The 21,978-nt window shown below is 72.2% G+C and carries 21 protein-coding genes; 3 read left to right on the top strand and 18 right to left on the bottom strand.

Annotated elements, in window-relative coordinates; genetic code table 11:
* Positions 1 to 601 (bottom strand): 30S ribosomal protein S4 (gene rpsD, locus E1265_RS04030; protein ID WP_132928800.1); only part of this gene is annotated, 601 nt, incomplete at its 3' end.
* A 55-nt stretch (positions 602 to 656) separates the two neighbouring features.
* Here rpsD and E1265_RS04025 point away from each other — a divergent pair.
* The gene (locus tag E1265_RS04025; RefSeq protein WP_132928799.1) at positions 657 to 1,481 is read left to right on the top strand and encodes a DUF2470 domain-containing protein; all 825 of its coding nucleotides are present in this window, start codon (positions 657 to 659) and stop codon (positions 1,479 to 1,481) included.
* A gap of 25 nt (positions 1,482 to 1,506) precedes the next feature.
* Here the strand turns inward: E1265_RS04025 and E1265_RS04020 are convergent, their stop codons facing one another.
* From E1265_RS04020 to E1265_RS04005, 4 genes are all read right to left on the bottom strand, one after another.
* Complete coding sequence (locus E1265_RS04020; RefSeq protein ID WP_132928798.1) at positions 1,507 to 2,862, bottom strand: replication-associated recombination protein A; 1,356 nt, start codon at positions 2,860 to 2,862, stop codon at positions 1,507 to 1,509.
* A gap of 40 nt (positions 2,863 to 2,902) precedes the next feature.
* Entirely contained in the window at positions 2,903 to 3,541 is a 639-nt protein-coding gene (locus E1265_RS04015; RefSeq protein ID WP_132928797.1) for a vitamin K epoxide reductase family protein, read from the bottom strand.
* 98 nt (positions 3,542 to 3,639) lie between these two features.
* The gene (gene hisS, locus E1265_RS04010; protein WP_132928796.1) at positions 3,640 to 4,902 is read right to left on the bottom strand and encodes a histidine--tRNA ligase; all 1,263 of its coding nucleotides are present in this window, start codon (positions 4,900 to 4,902) and stop codon (positions 3,640 to 3,642) included.
* A gap of 11 nt (positions 4,903 to 4,913) precedes the next feature.
* Positions 4,914 to 5,627, bottom strand: a complete 714-nt coding sequence (locus tag E1265_RS04005) for an MBL fold metallo-hydrolase (protein ID WP_132928795.1) — start codon at positions 5,625 to 5,627, stop codon at positions 4,914 to 4,916.
* Between the two features lie 179 nt (positions 5,628 to 5,806).
* Between E1265_RS04005 and E1265_RS04000 the strand changes: the two genes are divergently transcribed.
* Entirely contained in the window at positions 5,807 to 6,667 is an 861-nt protein-coding gene (locus E1265_RS04000; protein WP_132928794.1) for a peptidylprolyl isomerase, read from the top strand.
* Between the two features lie 197 nt (positions 6,668 to 6,864).
* Positions 6,865 to 8,094 (top strand): DUF349 domain-containing protein, encoded by a 1,230-nt coding sequence (locus E1265_RS03995; protein WP_132928793.1) that lies wholly within the window; start codon positions 6,865 to 6,867, stop codon positions 8,092 to 8,094.
* Between the two features lie 87 nt (positions 8,095 to 8,181).
* Here the strand turns inward: E1265_RS03995 and E1265_RS03990 are convergent, their stop codons facing one another.
* The 13 genes from E1265_RS03990 to E1265_RS03930 form a co-directional block, all read right to left on the bottom strand.
* The gene (locus tag E1265_RS03990) at positions 8,182 to 10,629 is read right to left on the bottom strand and encodes a bifunctional (p)ppGpp synthetase/guanosine-3',5'-bis(diphosphate) 3'-pyrophosphohydrolase (RefSeq protein WP_132928792.1); all 2,448 of its coding nucleotides are present in this window, start codon (positions 10,627 to 10,629) and stop codon (positions 8,182 to 8,184) included.
* A gap of 206 nt (positions 10,630 to 10,835) precedes the next feature.
* Complete coding sequence (locus E1265_RS03985) at positions 10,836 to 11,411, bottom strand: adenine phosphoribosyltransferase (protein WP_243740516.1); 576 nt, start codon at positions 11,409 to 11,411, stop codon at positions 10,836 to 10,838.
* On the bottom strand, positions 11,408 to 12,568 hold the full coding sequence (secF, locus tag E1265_RS03980; protein ID WP_132928806.1) for a protein translocase subunit SecF: 1,161 nt from the start codon (positions 12,566 to 12,568) through the stop codon (positions 11,408 to 11,410). The genes E1265_RS03985 and secF overlap by 4 nt, the downstream gene beginning before the upstream one ends.
* A gap of 2 nt (positions 12,569 to 12,570) precedes the next feature.
* The gene (secD, locus tag E1265_RS03975) at positions 12,571 to 14,379 is read right to left on the bottom strand and encodes a protein translocase subunit SecD (RefSeq protein ID WP_243740518.1); all 1,809 of its coding nucleotides are present in this window, start codon (positions 14,377 to 14,379) and stop codon (positions 12,571 to 12,573) included.
* 192 nt (positions 14,380 to 14,571) lie between these two features.
* Positions 14,572 to 15,033, bottom strand: a complete 462-nt coding sequence (gene yajC / locus E1265_RS03970) for a preprotein translocase subunit YajC (protein ID WP_132928791.1) — start codon at positions 15,031 to 15,033, stop codon at positions 14,572 to 14,574.
* Positions 15,034 to 15,195: 162 nt separating this feature from the next.
* On the bottom strand, positions 15,196 to 16,272 hold the full coding sequence (gene ruvB, locus E1265_RS03965) for a Holliday junction branch migration DNA helicase RuvB (RefSeq protein ID WP_132928790.1): 1,077 nt from the start codon (positions 16,270 to 16,272) through the stop codon (positions 15,196 to 15,198).
* Positions 16,273 to 16,340: 68 nt separating this feature from the next.
* Entirely contained in the window at positions 16,341 to 16,955 is a 615-nt protein-coding gene (gene ruvA / locus E1265_RS03960; RefSeq protein ID WP_132928789.1) for a Holliday junction branch migration protein RuvA, read from the bottom strand.
* Positions 16,952 to 17,506, bottom strand: coding sequence for a crossover junction endodeoxyribonuclease RuvC (gene ruvC, locus E1265_RS03955; RefSeq protein WP_132928788.1), 555 nt, complete (start codon positions 17,504 to 17,506; stop codon positions 16,952 to 16,954). The genes ruvA and ruvC overlap by 4 nt, the downstream gene beginning before the upstream one ends.
* Before the next feature lie 123 nt (positions 17,507 to 17,629).
* Entirely contained in the window at positions 17,630 to 18,382 is a 753-nt protein-coding gene (locus E1265_RS03950; RefSeq protein WP_132928787.1) for a YebC/PmpR family DNA-binding transcriptional regulator, read from the bottom strand.
* 65 nt (positions 18,383 to 18,447) lie between these two features.
* The gene (pdxT, locus tag E1265_RS03945) at positions 18,448 to 19,038 is read right to left on the bottom strand and encodes a pyridoxal 5'-phosphate synthase glutaminase subunit PdxT (RefSeq protein WP_132928804.1); all 591 of its coding nucleotides are present in this window, start codon (positions 19,036 to 19,038) and stop codon (positions 18,448 to 18,450) included.
* Between the two features lie 16 nt (positions 19,039 to 19,054).
* Positions 19,055 to 19,966 carry a pyridoxal 5'-phosphate synthase lyase subunit PdxS gene (gene pdxS, locus E1265_RS03940; RefSeq protein ID WP_132928786.1) on the bottom strand — a complete coding sequence of 304 codons (912 nt, stop codon included), beginning with the start codon at positions 19,964 to 19,966 and terminating at the stop codon, positions 19,055 to 19,057.
* A 238-nt stretch (positions 19,967 to 20,204) separates the two neighbouring features.
* Positions 20,205 to 20,747 carry a hypothetical protein gene (locus E1265_RS03935; protein WP_132928785.1) on the bottom strand — a complete coding sequence of 181 codons (543 nt, stop codon included), beginning with the start codon at positions 20,745 to 20,747 and terminating at the stop codon, positions 20,205 to 20,207.
* Between the two features lie 67 nt (positions 20,748 to 20,814).
* Positions 20,815 to 21,975 (bottom strand): glycosyltransferase family 4 protein, encoded by a 1,161-nt coding sequence (locus E1265_RS03930; RefSeq protein ID WP_132928784.1) that lies wholly within the window; start codon positions 21,973 to 21,975, stop codon positions 20,815 to 20,817.
* Positions 21,976 to 21,978: the final 3 nt, after the last annotated feature.

The raw sequence follows: 21,978 nt of genomic DNA, 5'->3' as shown, positions 1-21,978 counted from the left end.
AGTACTCGACGACCAGCTGCTCGTCGCAGATGACCGGGATCTCCTGGCGGTTGGGCTCCCGGTCCAGGCGGAACGCCAGCGCCTCCAGGTTGACCTGGAGGTAGCGCGGGGTCTCGCCCTCGCCGGCGTAGCCGCCCTCCCTGGCGACCAGGAACGGGTGCTTGGCGCGGCTGCGCTCGCGCACCTCCACGACGTCGTCCGGACGCACCCGGAAGGACGGCTTGTCGACCTTCCGGCCGTTGACGGCGATGTGGCCGTGCACGACCATCTGGCGCGCCTGGTAGATGGTGCGGGCAAGGCCGGAGCGCAGCACCAGCGCGTCGAGCCGGCGCTCGAGCTCGATGATCAGGGCCTCGCCGGTCTTGCCGGTCACCTTGCGGGCGCGCTCGTAGGCGCGGGCCATCTGGCGCTCGCTGATGTCGTACTGGGCGCGCAGCCGCTGCTTCTCCAGCAGCCGGACCTTGTAGTCGCTGTTCTGCTTGCGGCCGCGCCCGTGCTCGCCCGGCGGATAGGGGCGCTTCTCGAAGTACTTGACGGCCTTCGGAGTGAGCGCGATGCCGAGGGCGCGCGACTTCTTGACCTTGGGACGCGACTGGTTCACGTTGAACGGACCTCCGTGTAAGTTAGGTGAGGCTTACCTTATCTGAGGAGTGCGCATGATTCGACCTGGGAGCCCTCGATCCGGCACCGGACACCGAAGCCAGGAGGAGGACCAGCCGCGTCCCGGGCACGACGCACGGCAGCCCACCGCCGCCGAGCGCGTGCGCACCCTCGTAGAGACCAACGCCTCGGCGGCACTGACCATTCCGGGCGCTGAGCTCGGACACAGTGTGCCGGAGTCCCGGGCCGTCTCGCCGACGGGCGACGTGCTGCTGCTCGTCCCGACCGACTCACCAGCCGCCAGGGCCACGGTATTTGCCCTGGACGACGACGTGACGTCCGTGATGGAGATCACGGACGTGGCCCCGGTCGCCGTGCCCCACCGGATCCGCGGCCGGGGCTGGGTCGCCGGCTGGCTCACCGCCGTCCCGGCCGCCGAACGGCACGCCGCCGCCCGGCTGCTGGCCGAACGGCACCCGGCGGGACCGGCGCCAGGGCCGGCGTGGACGCTGCTGCGCCTGGAGGTGGGCGAGGCATATGTTGACGACCTGTGGGGCGCGGACCACGTCGAACCCGAGGAGTTCGCCGCGGCCACGCCCGACCCGCTGTCGCCGCACGAGGCGGAGCTCCTGCAGCACCTGGCGGCGGCGCACGAGGGCCAACTGCGGTCCCTGTGCAACCTCCTGGGCGACCGCGGCGCCGCCTGCGAGGCGTGGCACGGCGTCGCGCCGCTGAGCCTGGACCGGCACGGCCTGCGGGTGCGCTTCAGCACGGGCAACGCGTGCTTCGACGCGCGCTTCGAGTTCCCCGAGCCGGTGCGGGACGTGGTCGACCTGCGGCGGGCCATGCGACAGCTCTTCGAGACCGCCGCGACCAACTGACCACCGGCGAGCCCGCGGCGGAAAGTCAGCCGCTGCGGCCCTCGAGGCGCTCGCGGACGCGGGCCAGTATCTCGGTGTAGCGCGCCTCCGCCCCATGCCGCGTCGGCCGGTAGTACCGCTTGTCGCGCACCGTGTCCGGCGCGTACTGCTGCGCGGCGATGCCGCCGGGGACGTCGTGCGGGTACACGTAGCCCTCGCCGTGCCCCAGCTTGCCGGCGCCACCGTAGTGGCTGTCCCGCAGATGCGCCGGCACCGGGCCGGCGAGGCCGGCCCTGACGTCCGCCTGGGCCTCGCCGATGGCGACCACGGCCGCGTTGGACTTCGGGGCGAGCGCCAGTGCGATGGTCGCGTGCCCGAGGGTGATCGCCGCCTCCGGGAAGCCGATCATGGCGACCGCCTGGGCCGCGGCCACCGCCGTCGGCAGGGCGGTAGGGTCGGCCATGCCGATGTCCTCGCTGGCCGAGATCATCAGCCGCCTGGCGATGAACCGGGGGTCCTCGCCGGCCTCGATCATCCTGGCCAGGTAGTGCAGCGCCGCGTCCACGTCCGAGCCGCGGATGGACTTGATCAGCGCACTGGCCACGTCGTAGTGCTGGTCTCCGTCCCGGTCGTACGTGACGGCCGCCCGGTCGACGGCGGTCTCCAGCGTGGCCAGGGCGATCTCCTGTTCGCCCTTGGCCAGCGCCGCGCCCGCGCCGGCCTCCAGGGCCGTCAGCGCCCGGCGCGCGTCCCCGCCGGCGATCCGGAGCAGCATCTCCTCGGTGTCTGCCGGCAGCCGGACCGCGCCCCCGAGGCCACGCTCGTCGGCCACCGCGCGGCGCAGCAGCCCACGCAGGTCGTCCTCCGTGAGCGGCTCGAGGGTGAGGAGCAGGGAGCGGGAGAGCAGCGGGGAGATCACCGAGAAGTACGGGTTCTCCGTGGTGGCGGCGATCAGGGTGACCCAGCGGTTCTCCACGGCGGGGAGCAGGGAGTCCTGCTGTGCCTTGCTGAAGCGGTGGATCTCGTCGAGGAAGAGGACGGTGTCCTTGCCGAGGACACCCGAGGAGCGCCGCGCGCCGTCGATCACGGCACGGACCTCCTTGACCCCCGCTGTGATGGCCGACAGCTCGGTGAACCGCTTGTCCGTGGCCTGGCTGACCACGTGGGCCAGCGTCGTCTTCCCCGTACCCGGCGGGCCCCAGAGGATCACCGACGAGGGCCCGGCGGGCCCGCCGCCGCCCTCGCCGACCAGCCGGCGCAGCGGCGATCCGGGGCGCAGCAGGTGCTGCTGGCCCACGACTTCGTCGAGCGTGCGCGGGCGCATCCGGACCGCCAACGGGCGGCCGGCGGGCTCCCGCTCGGCGCGCTCCTCGGCGGCCGCGGTGAACAGGTCGGCATCCACGCCCTCGACCCTAAGCCACCGTACCGACAACGGCCGTGGCTCAGCTGGTCCAAAAGTCCCACCAGCGGGTCACGATCAGCATGCCGATGATGCCGATGTGCACCGCGGGCAGCAGCCAGTGGAACTCCTCCAGGGTCGCGCGGACCCCGCCCGGCACCCGCAGGACGCCCTCCCGGACGTTGTGCAGGGTCGTGTACCAGAACATGACGATGGTGGCGACCCAGGCCAGGCAGCACCACAGGCACAGCGCGTTGATCTCGTAGAGCGACTGGTACTGGAGCCAGGTGCAGAAGCCGACGCCGAAGAGGGTGCCGCCCTGCAGGCCGAGCCAGAACCAGCGCCCGTAGCGGGCACCGGCGAGCAGCCCCATCCCGATGGTGATCACCGAGCCGTAGGCGACGAGCCCCAGCATCGGGTTGGGGAAGCCGAAGGCGGACGCCTGCTCGCTCTCCATGATGCTGCCGCAGGAGATCACGGGGTTGAGGCTGCAGGCCGGCGTGAAGTTCGGGTCTTCGAGGAGGTGGAACTTGTCCAGAGTGATCACCCAGGAGGCCAGCAGGCCCGCGAAGCCGGTGATGACGAGCAGCAGCGCGAAGCCGCGCCTCGCGCCCACGCCCTGCCGCTCGTCGCTCGGCGCGGCCGGTCGGCCCGTCCGCGCCTCATCTACTGCCGAAGCCATAACGCCCAATCCGCTCGGTCACGGGTACTGGTCCATTCTGCACCAGTGACCCACCGTGCACCCTCCGCCGTCAACCGGCAGAATGCCGGGGGCGGGGCTCAGCCCAGCCGGCGCGCCAGCTCGGCGGCGATCTCGGCGCGCGCCACCGGCGTCTGGTCGCCACTCTCCAGGTCCTTGAGCTGGACCACGCCGTCGGCCAGGTCGCGCTCGCCGGCGACCACGGCGAACCGGGCCCCGCTGCGGTTGGCGGCCTTCATGGCGGCCTTGACGCCCCGCCCTCCATAGGCGAAGTCGGCCGCGACGCCGGCCCGCCGCAACTCGGTGACCAGCGCGAACAGCCCGCTCCTGGCCTGCTCGCCGAGCGGCACCGCGAAGACCTGGGTGGCGGCGGGCAGTGGCGGGGCCACGCCCTCGGCGCGCAGCGCGAGCACGATCCGGTCCACGCCGAGCGCCCAGCCGACCGAGGGGAGCGGCGGCCCGCCGATCATCTCGGAGAGGCCGTCGTAGCGACCGCCGCCGCCGACCGCCGACTGGGCGCCGAGGCCGTCGTACACGAACTCGAAGGTGGTCCGCGTGTAGTAGTCGAGGCCGCGGACCAGCTTCTCGTCGTCGGTGAAGGCGACGCCCGCCGCGGTCAGCAGCTCGCGCACCCGCTCGTGGTACTCCTTGCAGGCCTCGCACAGGTGATCACGCATCATCGGCGCGCCGACGAGTTGACGCTGGACGTCGGGGCGCTTGTCGTCGAGCACCCGCAGCGGGTTGATCTCGATCCTGGCCCTGGTGTCCTCGTCCAGGTCGAGACCGCGCAGGAACTCCTGCAGGGCGGCCCGGTAGGCCGGCCGGCACTCGCGGTCGCCGAGCGAGTTCAGCAGCAGCCGCACGCCGCCGAGCCCGAGCGAGCGATAGGCGTCGGTGGCCAGGATGATCAGCTCGGCGTCGAGCGCCGGGTCCTCGGCGCCCAGCGCCTCGGCGCCGACCTGCGAGAAGTGCCGGTAGCGCCCGGCCTGCGGCCGCTCGTAGCGGTAGTAGGAGCCCGAGTACCAGAGCTTGACCGGCAGCCCGCCGGCCCGGTGCAGATTGGCCTGGAGCGCGGCGCGCAGCACGGACGCGGTGCCCTCGGGGCGCAGCGCGAGCTGGGCGCCGCCCTTGGTGGTGAGGGTGTACATCTCCTTGGTCACGATGTCGGTGGACTCGCCGACGCCGCGGGAGAAGAGCTCGACGTGCTCGAAGCCCGGCGTCTCGACGTAGCCGTAGCCGGCGCGGCGCAGGGGCGCGGCGAGCGCCTCGCGCACCGCGAGGTAGGTCGCGGAGTCGGGCGGGAGCAGGTCGTAGGTGCCCTTGGGGGCGGAGAAGGTGCTCACGGAGTGGTTCTTCACATTCCTTGTCGCGGGGGCGCCGCCTCTGCGGTCCCCGGGCCGGCGGCCAACTCCCGCAGGAACGGGTTGGTGGCGCGCTCGCGGCCGATGGTGGTCTGCGGGCCGTGCCCGGAAAGCACCACGGTCGAGTCGTCCAGCGGCAGGCAGACGCGCGCCAGCGACCGCAGGATCTCGGCGTGGTCACCGCCGGGCAGGTCGGTGCGTCCGATGGAGCCGGCGAACAGCAGGTCGCCCGAGAAGAGGACCGACGGCACGTCGGCACGCTCGGGCATCCGGAAGGTCACCGACCCCCTGGTATGGCCCGGGGCGTGCGCGACGGTGAAGGACAGGCCCGCGAGCTCGAGCTCGGCGCCGTCGGTCAGCTCCCGCAGGTCGTCGGGCTCGCCGACGCTGAGGTCGCCGAGGAGCGGCTGGCCGATCCGCATGCCGAGGGCCTTCTCCGGATCGGTGAGCATGTACCGGTCCTCGGGGTGCAGCCAGGCCGGCACGTCGTGCGCGCCGCAGACCGGCACGACCGAGGCGACGTGGTCGAGGTGACCGTGGGTGAGGACGACGGCGACAGGCTTGAGTCGGTGCTTGGCGATGGTCTCCTCGACGCCGGCCGCGGCCTGGTGGCCGGGGTCGATGATGACGCATTCCTCACCGGCCGCGGGGGCGACCAGGTAGCAGTTCGTCCCCCAGGCCCCGGCGGGGAAGCCAGCGATGAGCACGGTCGTCCTTAGGTCGTCGTTACGCGTCTTCGGCTACACGTTTCACGGTTGACCCGTCGCCGGGCGCGGGCCGCCTCGCGTCAAGAGCCTACCGGCGACGGTGCGGCGCGGGCGAACCCGTATACGGTGACGCCCACGAGTCCAGTTGACGGCAGGCCGGTTGGCGGGAGGAGAGCGCGGTGGTCAGCAAGGATCAGCGGCGGAAGCAGCTGGCGCGGGCCAAGTGGGAACGGCAGGCGGAGCGCAGGGAGCACAGGGTACGGCGCTCGCGCCGGCGCCGGGTGTTGACGAGCGCGCTGCTTGTGGTCGTGGTGGCCGGCGGCGTCTCGGCGCTCGTGATGCTCAACCGCGACGACGAGGGCACGGAGCAGGCGGCGGACGACGCGCCGACCACCGAGCCGACGGCGGAGCCGAGCGACCCGCCGGAGGACCCGTGCGCGGCGCCGGCCGATGGCGAGCCGTCCCAGCAGCAGTGGGACGCCGAGCCCGAGGTGACGGTCGACACCGAGGCGAGCTACGTGATGACGCTGGCCACCACCTGTGGCGACATCGAGATCACCATGGACGCCGCGGTCGCCCCGCGCACGGTGAACTCCTTCGCCTTCCTGGCCGGTGAGGGCTTCCTCGACCACTCCCCCTGCCACCGCCTGGTGACCGAGGGCATTCACGTGCTGCAGTGCGGCGACCCGACCGGCACCGGCCAGGGCGGCCCCGGCTACACCATCCCGGACGAGAACCTGGACTCCCCCGAGGTGGCGGACGGCGTCTACCCGGCCGGCACGGTGGCCATGGCCAACACCTACGACCCCACGACCGACAGCGGGCGGGACACCGGCGGCAGCCAGTTCTTCCTGGTCTACGAGGACAGCGAGCTGCCGCCCGACTACACGCCCTTCGGCACCGTTACCGGCGGCATGGACGTGCTGGAGACCATCGCGGCGACCGGCGCCGCCCCGCCCGACCCGACGACGGGCAACACCGCCCCCTATGCCACCGTGGTCGTCAACGAGGCCACCGTGACGCCGGCGGAGGAGGGCTGAGCCGGGGCCTCCTGAGGTCAGGGGACGATTTTCCGCCCGGCAAGGTGCGGACAGCCGGGCGGCCTGTCGCCTATGTTGGCGTTGTGTAGGGTCCCTTCGCCGGTCAGGCGGGCCCGACAGCCGGTTGCACCGGACGAGAACTGTGGACGATGCCGGGGGCGTCACCTTCCCCCGCGGGCATCAAACGAGGAGGCGCTGTGAGCAGCGAGCCGTGGGGCCGCGTTGACGAGACGGGGACCGTTTACGTGCGGACCGCCGATGGCGAGAGGGTCGTCGGCTCCTGGCAGGCCGGTTCCCCGGACGAGGCGCTGGCCTATTTCGAGCGCAAATTCGACGGGCTCGTGGTGGAGATCGACCTGCTGGAGCGCCGGGTCAAGACGACGGACCTGTCCGCGAAGGACGCGGCGACGGCCATCGGCCACCTTCGGGAGCAGGTCGACGCCGGTCACGCCGTGGGCGACCTGGCATCGCTCGCGCGGCGTCTCGACGGTCTCGAGGCCGTGGTCGAGGAGCGCCGGGAGGAGCGCAAGGCGGCCAGGGCCAGGCAGTCGGAGGAGGCCAGGGCCGCCAAGGAGGCGCTCGTGGCCGAGGCCGAGGAGCTGGCGGCCAGCGAGCAGTGGCGGGCTGCCGGCGAGCGACTGCGCGGCCTCGTCGACACATGGAAGGGCCTGCCCCGGCTCGACCGCAAGACGGACGACGAGCTGTGGCACCGCTTCTCGCAGGCGCGATCCGCCTTCTCCAAGCGCCGCAAGGCGCACTTCGCGGCCCTCGACTCGCAGCGCGAGGAGACCAGGCGGCGCAAGGAGAAGCTGATCTCCGAGGCGGAGGCGCTCTCCGACTCGACCGACTGGGGGCCGACCGCGGCCCGCTACCGCGAGCTGATGCGGGAGTGGAAGGCCGCCGGCCGGGCGCAGCGGGAGGCCGAGGAGGACCTGTGGGCCCGCTTCCGCGCCGCGCAGGACGTGTTCTTCCAGGCACGGGGCGCGACGTTCGCCGAGCGTGACGCCGAGCAGCGGGACAACCTGGCGCGCAAGGAGGAGCTGGCGGCCGAGGCCGAGAAGCTGCTGCCGATCACCGACCTGCGGGCGGCCAGGGCCGCGCTGCGGTCCATCGGCGAGCGGTGGGAGGCCATCGGGCACGTGCCGCGCGAGGCGAGGGCCGGGATCGAGGGCCGGATGAGCGCGGTGGAGCGGGCCGTCTCGGAGGCCGAGGAGGCCGAGTGGCGGCGCACCAACCCGGAAGCGCGGGCGCGGGCCGCCGGCCTCACGGGACAGCTCCAGGACGCCGTCGACCGGCTGCGGGACCAGGTGGAGCGGGCCAGGGCCGCGGGCAACACCGCCAAGACCGAGAAGCTGGAGCAGGAGCTCGCCGGGCGCCAGGCGCTGCTCGACCAGGCGCTGAAGGGTCTCGCCGAGTTCGGCGGCTGACGCAAGGCGCGCGGAGCCAGAAGCGCGGCGGCCGTCCGGGAAGGATCCCGGGCGGCCGCCATCATCGTGGGCTCTGGCGCGCCGGCCTCAGGGGCGGCGGGGCGAGGTGACGCGGTAGACGTCGTAGACGCCCTCCACGCCGCGCACCGCCTTCAGCACGTGCCCGAGGTGCTTGGGGTCGCCCATCTCGAAGGTGAACCGGGAGGTGGCCACCCGGTCCCGCGAGGTCTGCACGGCGGCCGACAGGATGTTGACGTGCTGGTCGGAGAGGACCCGCGTCACATCGGACAGCAGCCGGGACCTGTCGAGCGCCTCGACCTGGATGGCCACGAGGAACACCGAGGACTGGGTGGGAGCCCACTCGACGTCCAGCATCCGCTCCGGCTCCCTGGCCAGCGCGTCGACGTTGACGCAGTCGGCGCGGTGCACCGAGACGCCGTTGCCCCGGGTGACGAAGCCGATGATCGGGTCGCCGGGCACCGGGGTGCAGCAGCGGGCGAGCTTGACCCAGACGTCGTCCACGCCCTTGACCACCACGCCGGGGTCGGCGTTGGTACGCCGCTTGCTGCGGACCGGGACGGGCGGCGCCGCCTCGGCGATGTCCTCGTTGGCGGCCTCCTCGCCGCCGACCGCCTGGACCAGCTTCTGCACCACGCTGTGCGCCGAGACATGGCCCTCGCCGATGGCGGCGTAGAGCGAGGAGATGTCGGGGTAGCGCATCTCGTGGGCCAGGGTGACCAGGGCGTCGCCGCTGAGCACGTGCTGGATGGGCAGGTTCTGCTTGCGCACGGCCCGGGCGATGGAGTCTTTGCCCTGCTCGATGGCCTCGTCCCTGCGTTCCTTCGAGAACCAGCCCCGGATCTTGTTCCGCGCCCTGGGCGACTTGACGAAGCCGAGCCAGTCGCGGGACGGGCCGGCGCCGTCGGCCTTGGAGGTGAAGATCTCCACCGTGTCGCCGTTGTCCAGCGTGGACTCGAGCGGCACCAGGCGGCCGTTGACCTTGGCGCCTATGGTGCGGTGGCCGACCTCGGTGTGCACCGCGTAGGCGAAGTCCACCGGCGTCGCGCCGGCCGGCAGCGCGATCACGTCGCCCTTGGGCGTGAAGACGAAGACCTCGTTGCGCGAGAGATCGAAGCGCAGGGACTCGAGGAACTCCCCGGGGTCCTCGGTCTCCTTCTGCCAGTCGAGCAGCTGCCGCAGCCACGCCATGTCGTCGACCGTGCTGCGCCCGCCGCGCCGCTCGCCCTTCTTGGGGGCGTCCGAGCGCACCTTGGAGGTGCCGGCGACGGCCTGCTGCTTGTACTTCCAGTGGGCCGCGATGCCGAACTCGGCGCGCCGGTGCATGTCGAAGGTGCGGATCTGCAGCTCGACCGGCTTGCCCCCGGGTCCTATGACCGTCGTGTGCAGCGACTGGTACATGTTGAACTTGGGCATCGCGATGTAGTCCTTGAACCGGCCGGGCACCGGGTTCCACCGGGCGTGCACCGTGCCGAGCGCCGCGTAGCAGTCGCGGACGGTGTCGACGAGGACCCGGATGCCCACCAGGTCGTAGATCTCGGCGAAGTCCCGGCCGCGGACGATCATCTTCTGGTAGACGCTGTAGTAGTGCTTGGGCCGGCCGGTGACGGTGGCCTTGATGCGGGCGCCGCGCAGGTCGCCCTGGACCTCGTCGATCACGGTCGCCAGGTACTCGTCGCGCTTGGGGGCGCGCTCGGCGACGAGCCGCACGATCTCGTCGTACATCTTGGGGTAGAGGATGGCGAAGGCCAGGTCCTCAAGCTCCCACTTGATGGTGTTCATCCCCAGCCGATGGGCCAGCGGAGCGTAGATCTCCAGCGTCTCGCGGGCCTTCTGCTCCTGCTTCTCGCGCTTGAGGAAGCGCATGGTGCGCATGTTGTGCAGCCGGTCGGCGAGCTTGATCACCAGGACCCGCGGGTCCTTGGCCATGGCCACGACCATCTTGCGGACCGTCTCGGCCTGGGCGGCCTCGCCGAACTTGACCTTGTCCAGCTTGGTGACGCCATCGACGAGCAGCGCCACCTGGTCGCCGAAGTCGCGCCGCAGGGTGTCGAGGCCGTACTCGGTGTCCTCGACGGTGTCGTGGAGCAGGCCGGCCATCAGCGTCGCCGCGTCCATGCCGAGCTCGGCCAGGATGGTGGTGACGGCCAGCGGGTGCGTGATGTACGGGTCGCCGCTCTTGCGCTTCTGACCGCGGTGCCAGCGCTCCGCGACCTGGTAGGCGCGCTCGATCTGGCGCAGCGCGGCGGTGTCGGCCTTGGGATCGTTGGCCCGGACGACGCGCAGCAGCGGCTCGAGGACCGGGTTGTACGGGGTGGAGCGCTGGACGCCGAGCCGGGCGAGCCGGGCCCGCACACGGTTGGACGAGCCCGAGCGGCCCGAGACGCCCGAGACCGCGGCCGTGGGCTGGGGGGCCGGCGGCTGGGCACGGGTGTCGGCGCCGTCGCGCCAGCCGAGGGTCGACGGCTTCGAGTTCTTCCGCTGAGCCGAGGTGAGCGGCTGGGCGTCGTCTGGCAAGGGCACTCCTTAGCGGGCCCCTCCCCGCCATGGGCGGCCGGGAAAGGGAACGGTCCTCCCGGGTCGTCACGGGACCAAGGCGGAGTCCGGCCGGGGAACGATCGGACTGCCATGGTAACGAGGTCCGGCCGCGGGCTCGCGCCGGACGTGCGACGGCGCCCGGGCTCCGCTTGGGTGGTGGAACCCGGGCGCGTGACGGTGGGATGTCAGACCGTGAGCAGGGCCTGGTAGGGGGCCTCGCCCAGCGCGGCGGTCACCCGCTCGCGGCCCGGCAGGAACGTCAGCTCCATCAGCACGGCCAGACCCGCCAACTGGGCGCCGGTGCGGCGGATCAGCTGGATGGCCGCCTCGGCCGTGCCGCCGGTGGCCAGCACGTCGTCGATGATCAGCACCCGGTCGTCCGGGCTCAGATCCTCGGCGTGGATCTCCATCTCCGCGCTTCCGTACTCCAGGTCGTAGGACTGGGAGAGCGTGGCACCCGGCAGCTTGCCCGCCTTGCGGACGGGGACGAAGCCCATGCCCGCCCGGACGGCGACCGGCGCGGCGAGGATGAAGCCGCGGGCCTCGAGGCCGACCACCTTGGTCGCGCCCTGGGCCAGGGAGAACGCCGCGAGCTCGTCGGTGAGGGCGGTGAACGCCTCGGGGTCGGCGAGCAGCGGGGTGATGTCCTTGAAGGCGATCCCCGGCTTCGGGTAGTCCGGCACGTCCCTGATGCGGCTGAGCAGCAGGTCGGCCAGGGCGGGGCGGGAGGAGGCCGGGCTGGCCTCGGCCTGCGCGCTCACCGCCGCTTCCCCGAGGGCCGGCCGCGGCCGCGGGAACGGGCCGCCGGCTGGCGGCGCGGGCCGCGCGGCGCGGGCGCGCCGACCGCCGCCGGCTCGTCGTCGCCGGCCGGCTCGACCGACTCGTCCGCCGGCGCCGAGGCGCCGGCGGCCTCCTGCTCCTCCTGGAGGTCCTCGTCGCCGCCCTCGGCACGCTTGACGCGCTTGGCGAGCACGCGCTTGTCCTGGGCCTTGACCTCCGCCTCGCGCATCTTGAAGTCCGCGACGAGCGGGGTGGCGATCACGATCGAGGAGTAGGCACCGGCGGTGAGGCCGACGAAGAGGGAGAGCGCGATGTCATTGAGCATCCCGCCGCCCAGCAGGCCGCCGCCGATGAAGAGCAGGGCACCGACCGGCAGCAGGGCCACCACCGAGGTGTTGATCGAACGCACCAGGGTGCCGTTGAGGCTGCGGTTGGCCAGCTCCGCGTAGGTGAAGCGGGTCTGCCGGTTGAAGTGCCTGGTCTGCTCCTTGAGGCCGTCGAAGACGACAACGGTGTCGTAGAGCGAGTAGCCCAGGATGGTCAGCAGGCCGATGACCGTGCCCGGGGTGACCTCGAAGCCCACCAGGGCGTAGACCCCGACGGTGATGGTGAGGTCGTGGATCAGGGCGATGAGCGCGGCCAGGGCCATCCGCCACTCGAAGGCGATGGCGAGGTAGATGACCACCAGCACCAGGAAGATGCCCAGGCCCTGCCACGCCTTGTTGGCGATCTGGTTGCCCCAGCTGGGGCCGATCACCTCGGCGTTGAGGCTGTCGGTCGGGATGCCGAGCTCCTCGGCGATGGCCTCCCTGGTGGCGTTGGACTGCTCGGTGTCCAGTCCGCTGACCTGGATCCGCATCGAGCCGTCGTCGCCCAGGGTCTGCACCAGCGCCTGGCTGCCGGACGCCTCCTCGGCCACGTGGCGGGCCTCCTCGACGGAGACGTTGGTGGCCGGGGTGGTGAACACCGCGCCGCCCTCGAACTCCACGCCCATGTGGAGGCCCCGGACCATCAGGCCGGCAAAGGCCAGGATGGTGATCAGGACGGAGACGCCGTACCAGACCTTGCGCCGGCCGACGAAGTCGACGCCGACCTCGCCGCGGTACAGCCGGGCTCCAAGATCGCCGAGCCGTGACATGCTCACGCCTCCTTCACGTCGGGCTGGACGGGAGCGGGCCCGCGGCGCGCGCCACGGAAGGGCGGGCGGGCACCGAGCCGCTTGGGGTCGAGGCCGGACCAGCTGTGGCCGCTGGAGAAGAACTTCCGCCGGGCCAGCAGCGTCATCAGTGGCTTGGTGAAGAGGAACACGACCACCACGTCGAGCGCCGTGGTGAGGCCGAGGGTGAACGCGAAGCCCTGCACCTTGCCGACGGTGACCACGAAGAGCACGGCCGCGGCGAGGAAGGAGACGAAGTCGGACACCAGGATGGTGCGCCGGGCACGCGGCCAGGCGCGCTCCACCGCGGGGCGCAGGCTGCGGCCCTCCCTGACCTCGTCCCTGATCCGCTCGAAGTACACGATGAACGAGTCGGCCGTGATACCGATGGCCACGATCGCGCCGCAGACGGCCGGCAGGTTCAGCGCGAAGCCGATGGCCGGGCCGAGAAGCGACATGAGCGTGTAGGTCAGGATGCTGGAGACGATCAGGCTGGCGATCGCGATCAACGACAGGCCGCGGTAGTAGACCAGCATGTAGATCACCACGAGCCCGAGGCCGATGGCGCCCGCGATCAGGCCGGCCCGGAGCTGCTCGCCACCCAGGGTCGGGGAGACCGTGGAGACGCTGGCCTCCTCGAAGCTGAGCGGCAGCGCGCCGTACTTCAGGATGTTCGCCAGGTCCTCGGCGGACTCCTGGGTGAAACTGCCGGAGATCTCGGCGCGGCCGCCACCGAGGCGCTCGGAGACGCTGGGCGCGGAGACGATCTCGCCGTCCAGCACGATGGCGAACTGGTTCTGCGGCTGGATCTGCGTGGCCAGGTCGGCGGTGACGTCGGCGAACTTGTCGCCGCCGGCGTCGCTGAACTGCATCTGGACGATCCAGCCCTGACCGCGCTGGGTGTCGTAGACGGCGTTCGCGTCGGTCACGTCCGTGCCGGGGACGGCCACCGGGCCGAGGGCGTACTTGGCGTCCTGGTCCGGGTAGCAGGCGACGACGGGCTCGTCCGCACTGGCCTCGCTGGCCGCCCGGCTGGCCGCCAACCGCGCCTCGTCGGTGGTGCAGTCGAGCGCGTCGAGCTGTGCCTGGACCTCGTCGGCGGCCGGCTGCTCGGGGTCGGTCTCGGCGGTGTCCCCGGAGTCGGCCGGCTCCTCGGTCTCGTCGGAGCCGCCAGTGTCGGCGGACTCGTCACCGGTGTCGTCCTCCGCGGTGCTGAAGGACGCGGTGCGCGCGGTGGTGGCCGAGCCGCCCTGGCCGAGAGGGGCGAGGCTCTGGTCGGTGGTGTCCGAGTCGGCGGAGTCACCGGAGTCCTGGGTGTCGCCCGAATCCTGGCTCTCACCCGAGTCCTGGGACTCGCCCGAGTCGGCGGAGTCACCGGAGTCCTGGCTCTCGCCCGAGCCGGTGTCGGCGGAGTCACCGGTGTCGCCCGTCTCCCCGGTGTCCTCGGGCAGCGGCTGCGCCGAGGTGGCGCTCAGCACGGGCCGGAAGCCGAGCTCGGCCGTGGTGCCCACCTGGTCCCTGGCCTGCTGCTCGTCGGATCCCCTGGGGATGTTGACGATGATGTTCCGGTCGCCCTGGGTCTGGACCTCGGCCTCCGAGACGCCCAGACCGTTGACCCGCCGCTCGATGATGTTGACGGCGGTGTTCAGGTTGGTCGAGTTGATCGCGTCCGGATTGTCACCGTCGGGCACGGCGGAGAGCGTGATGCTCGTGCCTCCGGCGAGGTCGATGCCCAGACGTGGGGTGGTGTGCCCGGAGGCGAACATCCCCCCGGTGAGGGCCGCGATGATCAGCACGACCAGGAACAGAGCTCGCCCGGGCTTGCCCTGGGCTCCCCGGGACCCGAGATCCCTCTTCCGTGAGGACCTGAGGTCCTTCTTCGGTGTCGCCACCTTCTCGTCTTCTCTCTGTCCAACGACCCGCGCGCCCGGTGATCGTCGCGCGGTCCAGCGGGATGACTGACGGACGGCCCGGTGCCGTCGCCCTCAGCTGTCGGACCTGGAGCCGCTCTCGCCCTCGTCCTTGCGGGACTCCTCCGTCTTGTCCCTCTTGGCCTCGGCCTTCGCGTCGTCCTTGCCCAGCTCCACGCGGTCGTCGCCGGCGTCCTCGTCCTCGATCAGCGACGAGGCGTCGTCTGGGACGACGGGGGTCTCCTCGTCCTCCTCCTCGCCGTTGACGATCCGCTCGTACTCGTCGGCGTCGAGCACGGCGCCGATGGCGTTCTTCGCGAACAGGGCGTGCACACCGGGAGTGATCTCGAGCACCACGGTGTCCTCACGGACTTCCTTGACCTGGGCGTACATGCCGCCGATGGTCCGCACACCGGTGCCCGGTTCCATCGCGTCCCGCATCTCCATGGCCTGACGCTGCCGGTTCTTGGCCGAGCGCGTCATCAGGAACATGACGCCGATGAGCAGAATGAAAGGGAACAGAAACGCGATATCCACGATGGAGGAATTTCCTTTGTATGACCGCTGTCGCGGTCAGCTATTCGGGGGTCGGCACGCCGCCCTCGATTCGGACGGCATCGGCGGAGTCTAGGCGAGGCTGCACCGGGGGAACAACGCCTCGGATGCTATCGGAGTTCCCACCGGCGGAAATCCACGCCCTCACGGCCCGAACAATCCCTCTTGTCCGCCCGGGGCCGGCTGTTGGGGCGGCTCCATGCCCAGATGACGCCAGGCGGCCGGGGTCGCCACCCGGCCCCGCGGAGTGCGGGCGAGCAGTCCCTCCCGGACGAGGAAGGGTTCGGCCACCTCCTCCACTGTCTCACGCTCCTCCCCCACCGCGACGGCCAGCGTGGCGAGCCCCACAGGGCCGCCGCCGAAGAGCTTCAGCAGCGCGAGCAGCACCGCGCGGTCGAGCCGGTCGAGGCCCCGCTCGTCCACCTCGTAGACGGCGAGGGCGCGGGCCGCCGCCTCCTGGGTGACCACGCCGTCCGCCCGGACCTGTGCGTAGTCCCTGACCCGGCGCAGCAGCCGGTTGGCGATGCGGGGCGTGCCCCGGGAACGGCCGGCGATCTCGGCCGCCCCCTCGTCGGTCATCCGGACCCCGAGCAGCCCGGCCGAGCGGTGCAGCACCCGCTCCAGATCAGCAGGGTCGTAGAACTCCATGTGCCCGGTGAAGCCGAACCGGTCCCGCAGCGGCGGCGGCAGCAGCCCGGCCCTGGTGGTGGCGCCGACCAGGGTGAAGGGCGGCAGCTCGAGCGGGATGGCGGTGGCGCCCGGTCCCTTGCCGACGATCACGTCGACGCGGAAGTCCTCCATCGCCATGTACAGCATCTCCTCGGCCGGCCTCGACATCCGGTGGATCTCGTCGAGGAAGAGCACCTCGCCCTCGGTGAGCGAGGAGAGGATGGCGGCCAGGTCCCCGGCGTGCTGGATGGCCGGTCCCGAGGTGATCCGGATGGGGGCGCCCATCTCGGCGGCGATGATCATGGAGAGGGTGGTCTTGCCGAGCCCGGGGGCCCCGGAGAGCAGCACGTGGTCGGCGGTGCCACCGCGCGCCCGCGCGGCCCGCAGCACCAGGTCGAGCTGTTCCCTGACCCGGGTCTGGCCGACGAACTCGCCGAGGTCCTTCGGGCGCAGCGCGGCCTCGACCGCCTGGTCCTCCCGGTCGGCGGCGGCGCCGACCAGGCGCTCACCGCCCTCGCTCGTGTCCTCGTCCCAGCTCGGCTGCTGCGGCATGCCGCTCTTCCCTCTCGACGCGGTGGTCTCGGTGCGGTGGTCCCGGCGGTTCCCGGCCGGGCCGCGCGCTATCTGGCGCGGTTGAGGCTCTGCAGGGCGGCCCGCAGCAGCCGGGGCAGCGGCGGCTCGGCGCCGTCAGCGGCGGCCTCGGCGACCGGGGTCACCGCCTCGACGGCCTGGTCCGCCTCGCGCGGCGCGTATCCGAGGCCGACCAGCGCCTGCCGCAGCTCGTCCCGCCAGCCCGCGGCGGCGCGGGCCGCCGGAACGCCTGGCCGGCCGACCGGCTCGCCGAGCCGGTCCCTGAGGTCGAGCAGCAGCTTCTGGGCGCCCTTCTTGCCGATGCCGGGCACGGCGGTAAGGGTCTTCTCGTCCCCCGAGGCGACCGCGAGCCGCAGCGCGTCGGGGGTGTGCACGGCCAGCATGGCCTGGGCGAGCCGGGGGCCGACGCCGCTGGCGGTCTGCAGCAGCTCGAAGACGGTGCGCTCGTCCTCGTCGGCGAAGCCGTAGAGGGTGAGCGAGTCCTCCCTGACGACCAGCGAGGTGGCGAGCCTGGTCGGCTCGCCGACCCGCAGCCCGGCCAGGGTGCCGGGGGTGCAGTGGACGGCGATGCCGACGCCACCCACCTCGACCACCGCGGTGTCGGGGCCGAGGGCGGCGACCTGTCCTGCGACGGAGGCGATCATGATGGGGAGATGCCCTTCGGAGTCGGCGGGACGAGGCCCCGGCGCGCGGCGGCCACCGCGCGCTGCAGGCGGTTCTGCGCGGGGGCGCGCCAGATGTGACAGATGGCCAGGGCGAGGGCGTCGGCGGCGTCGGCCGGCTTGGGCATCGCATCGAGCCTGAGCAGCCGCACCACCATGGAGCCGACCTGGGCCTTGTCGGCCCGGCCGCTGCCGGTGACGGCCGCCTTGACCTCACTCGGGGTATGCAGCGCGACGGGCAGCCCACGCCGGGCCGCGCACAGCATGGCGACGGCGCTCGCCTGCGCGGTGCCCATCACGGTGCTGACGTTGTGCTGGCTGAACACCCGCTCCACGGCGACCACTTCGGGTCGGTGCTCGTCCAGCCAGGCGTCTATGCCGCGCTCGATGAGAACCAGACGGCGCGGCGTCTCCTCCTCCGCCGGGGTGCGGACCACGCCCACCGCGGCCATCCGCAGCGGGCTGCCGGCGGTGCCGTCCACCACGCCCACCCCGCAGCGGGTCAACCCCGGGTCGACCCCAAGTACCCGCACCGGCCCTCCCTCGCTCGCCCTGGTCGATCAGGCGTGCCTGATCAGCTGACTGGGAGGCTACCGGGCGGCACTGACAATCCGTGGGATCGGGCGGGCCCGCGCCGTCCGGAGGACGGCCCGGCCCTAGGCCTCGACGCGGGCCATGACGTCGTCGGCCACGTCGAAGTTGGCGAAGACGTTCTGCACGTCGTCGCTGTCCTCCAGCGCGTCGATCAGCCGGAAGATCTTCCGGGCGCCGTCCTCGTCGAGTTCGACCTGCATGGTGGGCAGGAAGCCCGCCTCCGCCGAGTCGTAGTCGATGCCGGCGTCCTGCAGGGCGGTGCGCACCGCGACCAGGTCGCCGGCCTCGCTGACCACCTCGAAGGACTCGCCCAGGTCGTTGACCTCCTCGGCGCCCGCGTCCAGCACGGCGCCGAGCACGTCGTCCTCGGAGAGGCCGTTCTTCGGGACGATCACCACACCCTTGCGGTTGAACAGGTAGGAGACCGAGCCGGGGTCCGCCATCGAGCCCCCGTTGCGGGTCATGGCGACCCGGACGTCGGAGGCGGCGCGGTTGCGGTTGTCCGTCAGGCACTCGATCAGGACCGCGACGCCGTTGGGGCCGTAGCCCTCGTACATGATCGTCTGGTAGTCGGCGCCCCCCGCCTCGAGACCGGCGCCGCGCTTGACCGCCCGGTCGATGTTGTTGTTCGGCACCGAGCTCTTCTTGGCCTTCTGGATGGCGTCGAAGAGGGTGGGGTTACCGTCCGGGTCCGCGCCGCCCGTGCGAGCCGCGACCTCGATGTTCTTGATCAGCTTGGCGAACAGCTTGCCGCGCTTGGCATCGATCACGGCCTTCTTGTGCTTGGTGGTTGCCCACTTGGAGTGGCCGGACACAGCGCTGCTCCTTCAGAGATGTCACCTATTCTTCAAACCGACGTGGTGATCCTACCGGCCGCGACCTACCCCCCGGCGCGCACCATGTCGGCGAACAGCGCGTGCACCCGGTGGTCGCCGGTGAGCTCCGGGTGGAAGGCGGTGGCCAGCAGGTTGCCCTGCCGGACGGCGACGGTGCGCCCCTCGAAGGTGGCGATGGGTCGCGCGGCGGCCCCCAGGGACTCCACCCAGGGGGCGCGGATGAACACGCCGTCGACCGGCCCGCCCGAGACGCCGGTCACCTCGATGGCCGCTTCGAAGGACTCGTTCTGCCGCCCGAAGGCGTTACGCCGCACGATCATGTCGATGCCGCCGACGGTCTCCTGGCCCGAGCGCGGGTCGAGGATCTTGTCGGCGAGCATGATCATGCCGGCGCAGGAGCCGTAGGTCGGCATGCCCGCGCGCACCCGCTCGCGCAGCGGCTCGAGCAGCCCGAAGGCGTCGGCCAGCTTGGAGATGGTGGTGGACTCGCCGCCGGGGATGACCAGGCCGGAGACCGCGGCCAGCTCCGCGGGGCGGCGGACCTGCCGCGCCTCGGCGCCGGCCGCGGTGAGCGCGGCGAGGTGCTCCCTGACGTCGCCCTGGAGGGCGAGGACTCCGATGACCGGGGAAATCACGTGCACGGTCCCCCGCTCACCAGCCGCGGGAGGCGTAGCGCTCGCCCTCGGGCAGCACGTCGATGTTGATGCCGACCATGGCCTCGCCGAGGCCGCGCGAGACGTCCGCGATGACCTTGGGGTCGTCGTAGAAGGTGGTGGCCTTGACGATGGCGGCGGCGCGCTTGGCCGGGTCGCCCGACTTGAAGATGCCGGAGCCGACGAAGACGCCCTCGGCGCCGAGCTGGCGCATCAGCGCGGCGTCCGCCGGGGTGGCGACGCCTCCCGCGGAGAAGAGCACGACCGGCAGCTTGCCGAGCTCGGCGACCTCCTTGACCAGCTCGTAGGAGGCGCGCAGCTCCTTGGCCGCGGCGTAGAGCTCGTGGTTGTCGAGGCCGCGCAGCCGGGCGATGTCGCCCTTGATCTGGCGCAGGTGACGCACGGCCTCCACCACGTTGCCCGTGCCGGCCTCGCCCTTGGAGCGGATCATGGCGGCGCCCTCGGAGATGCGGCGCAGGGCCTCGCCGAGGTTGGTAGCGCCACAGACGAAGGGGGTGGTGAAGGACCACTTGTCGGTGTGGTTGACCTCGTCGGCCGGGGTCAGCACCTCGGACTCGTCGATGTAGTCGACGCCGAGGGCCTGGAGCACCTGGGCCTCGACGACGTGTCCGATGCGGGACTTGGCCATCACGGGGATGGAGACGGCCTCGATGATGCCGTCGATCATGTCCGGGTCGGACATGCGGGCCACGCCGCCGTCCTTGCGGATGTCGGCCGGCACCCGCTCAAGGGCCATCACGGCCACGGCCCCGGCGTCCTCCGCGATCTTGGCCTGCTCGGGCGTGACCACATCCATGATCACGCCGCCCTTGAGCTGCTCGGCCATGCCGCGCTTGACGCGTGCGGTGCCGGTCTCGGGGGTCTGGGCGGTGGAGGGGGACGTGCTCACGGTGGCGACCTCACTCGGGGGGCTCGGCGTTGACATGGAGAGAGTTGACATGGAGAGAGAAGGGGAACGACCAGTGGAACCGGATGAAAAGCACCTGTTACGACCATCGTATTCCCGTTCGAACGTGAATCCGAAGGCCGAGGCGCGCGCCCGGACCACGGTGGCCCATGGAAGTTCACGGGTGGCCCGCTCGAAAAGGGCCAATCGCCACCCGGTGGCCTGCTGCCCCGACCGAACGCTAGGCCGTGGCGTGGCTGGTCAGCGAGGACGGCGGCTCGTCGTCCATCTCGAAGGCCATCGGGAACGGCGCGTGCCCGGCCAGCCGGAACCAGCGCACGGTCCGGTGCCGGCGCACGGCCCTGGCCGCGCGCACCGCGTCATTGTGGAAGCGCCTGGCCATGGGGACCCGGCGCACGGCGGCGACCAGCTCGTCGACCATGGCCTCACCGCCCGGCGCGTCCCGGATGACCCGCACCTGGGCGCTCTCGGCCAGCACCGCCCGCAGCGCCTGGCTGAGCTCGCTCTCGGCGACCTCACGCTGCTCGTCCTGGGCCAGCCTGGCCGCGTGCGCGGCCTGGTAGAGGACCATCGAGGCGGCCGGGTCGAAGACTCCGGCGGTGGCCAGCTCCTGGGCGATGGAGGCGCGGCGCAGCAACTGCGCGTCGAGCGCGGCGCGGGCCGCGTCGATGCGGGCGTGCAGCCGGTCGAGCCGCCCCGCGGTCCAGCTGAGGTAGACGCCGACCAACAGCAGCGCCACGGCGATCCAGATGACGGTGGTCACGCCCGGTCACCCTACCTGGCCGCCGGGGCCCGCCGCCCCGGGGGCCGCCGGCGGCAGGCCGGGCCGGCTAGTCGCGCGCGAAGCCGAGCCGGCCGAGCAGGCCGGCCCGCTCGTCGGGGGCGACGGCGCCGGCGCCGTCGGTCACCGTCTCGTAGACGGCCAGGATGTCTGCGCCCACCGTGGACCAGTCGAAGCGCCGCACGTGGCGGCTGCCGCGCTCGCGAAGCTCGGCGAGCCGGCCGGGATCGGCAAGCAGCCGGTTCGCGGCGGCGGCCAGTGCCGCGGCGTCCTCGTTGGGGAACAGTTCGCCGGCCGCGCCGCCGTCCAGCACCTGGGCGAAGGCGTCGAGGTCGCTGGCGAGGACCGGGGCGCCGGCCGACATGGCCTCGACCAGGATGATCCCGAAGCTCTCACCGCCGGTGTTGGGCGCCACGTACAGGTCGACGCTGCGCAGCAGCCGCGCCTTGTCCTCGTCGCTGATCATGCCGAGGAACTCGACCCGGTCCCGCATGGCGGCCGGCAGTTCGGCCACCGCCTCGTCCTCGTCCCCGCGCCCGGCCACCAGCAGCCGGGCGTCTGGGTGCTCGGCAAGGATCGCCGGCAGCGCGCGCATCAGCACCGGGAGCCCCTTGCGCGGCTCGTCGATCCGGCCGATGAAGCCGAGCGTCCGCCCCTGCCACTCGTCCTTCGGCTCGGCGCTCGCGAAGAAGTCGACGTCGACGCCGTTGGGGATGACCACCGCGTCGCCGCCCAGGTGCTCCACCAGGGTACGCCTGGCGTACTCGCTGACAGCGATCCGGGCGCTGATCTTCTCCAGCGCCGGCTGCAGGATCGGGTAGGCCGCGATCATGGCCCGGGAGCGCGGGTTGGAGGTGTGGAACGTGGCGACGATCGGGCCGCGCGCGGCCCAGCAGGTGAGCAGGGCCAGCGAGGGCGCGGCCGGCTCGTGGATGTGCAGCACGTCGAAGTCGCCCTCGTGCACCCAGCGCCTGACGCGCGCGGCGGACAGGAAGCCGAAGTTGAGCCTGGCCACCGACCCGTTGTACGGCACGGGCACGGCGCGGCCGGCCGAGACGGCGTAGGGCGGCAGCGGGGTGTCGTCGTCGGCGGGGGCGAGCACGGAGACCGTGTGGCCCTGCCGGATCAGGTGCTCGGCCAGGTCCCTGACGTGGAACTGCACCCCGCCCGGGACGTCCCAGGAGTAGGGGCAGACGATGCCGATCCTCATGCG

This window comes from Streptomyces sp. 8K308 (assembly GCF_004348315.1).
Taxonomy (GTDB): domain Bacteria; phylum Actinomycetota; class Actinomycetes; order Streptomycetales; family Streptomycetaceae; genus Streptomyces.
The sequence above is the reverse complement of the archived record's forward strand: the minus strand, read 5'-3'. Positions and strand labels throughout refer to the sequence as shown.

What these genes read in the sequence shown, in the direction of transcription:
- E1265_RS04025 (WP_132928799.1), top strand. Translation starts at nt 657, where the DNA reads ATGATTCGACCTGGGAGCCCTCGATCCGGCACCGGACACCGAAGCCAG.
- E1265_RS04015 (WP_132928797.1), bottom strand. Translation starts at nt 3,541, where the DNA reads ATGGCTTCGGCAGTAGATGAGGCGCGGACGGGCCGACCGGCCGCGCCG.
- ruvB (WP_132928790.1), bottom strand. Translation starts at nt 16,272, where the DNA reads ATGCCGCAGCAGCCGAGCTGGGACGAGGACACGAGCGAGGGCGGTGAG.
- secF (WP_132928806.1), bottom strand. Translation starts at nt 12,568, where the DNA reads ATGTCACGGCTCGGCGATCTTGGAGCCCGGCTGTACCGCGGCGAGGTC.
- E1265_RS03930 (WP_132928784.1), bottom strand. Translation starts at nt 21,975, where the DNA reads ATGAGGATCGGCATCGTCTGCCCCTACTCCTGGGACGTCCCGGGCGGG.
- ruvA (WP_132928789.1), bottom strand. Translation starts at nt 16,955, where the DNA reads ATGATCGCCTCCGTCGCAGGACAGGTCGCCGCCCTCGGCCCCGACACC.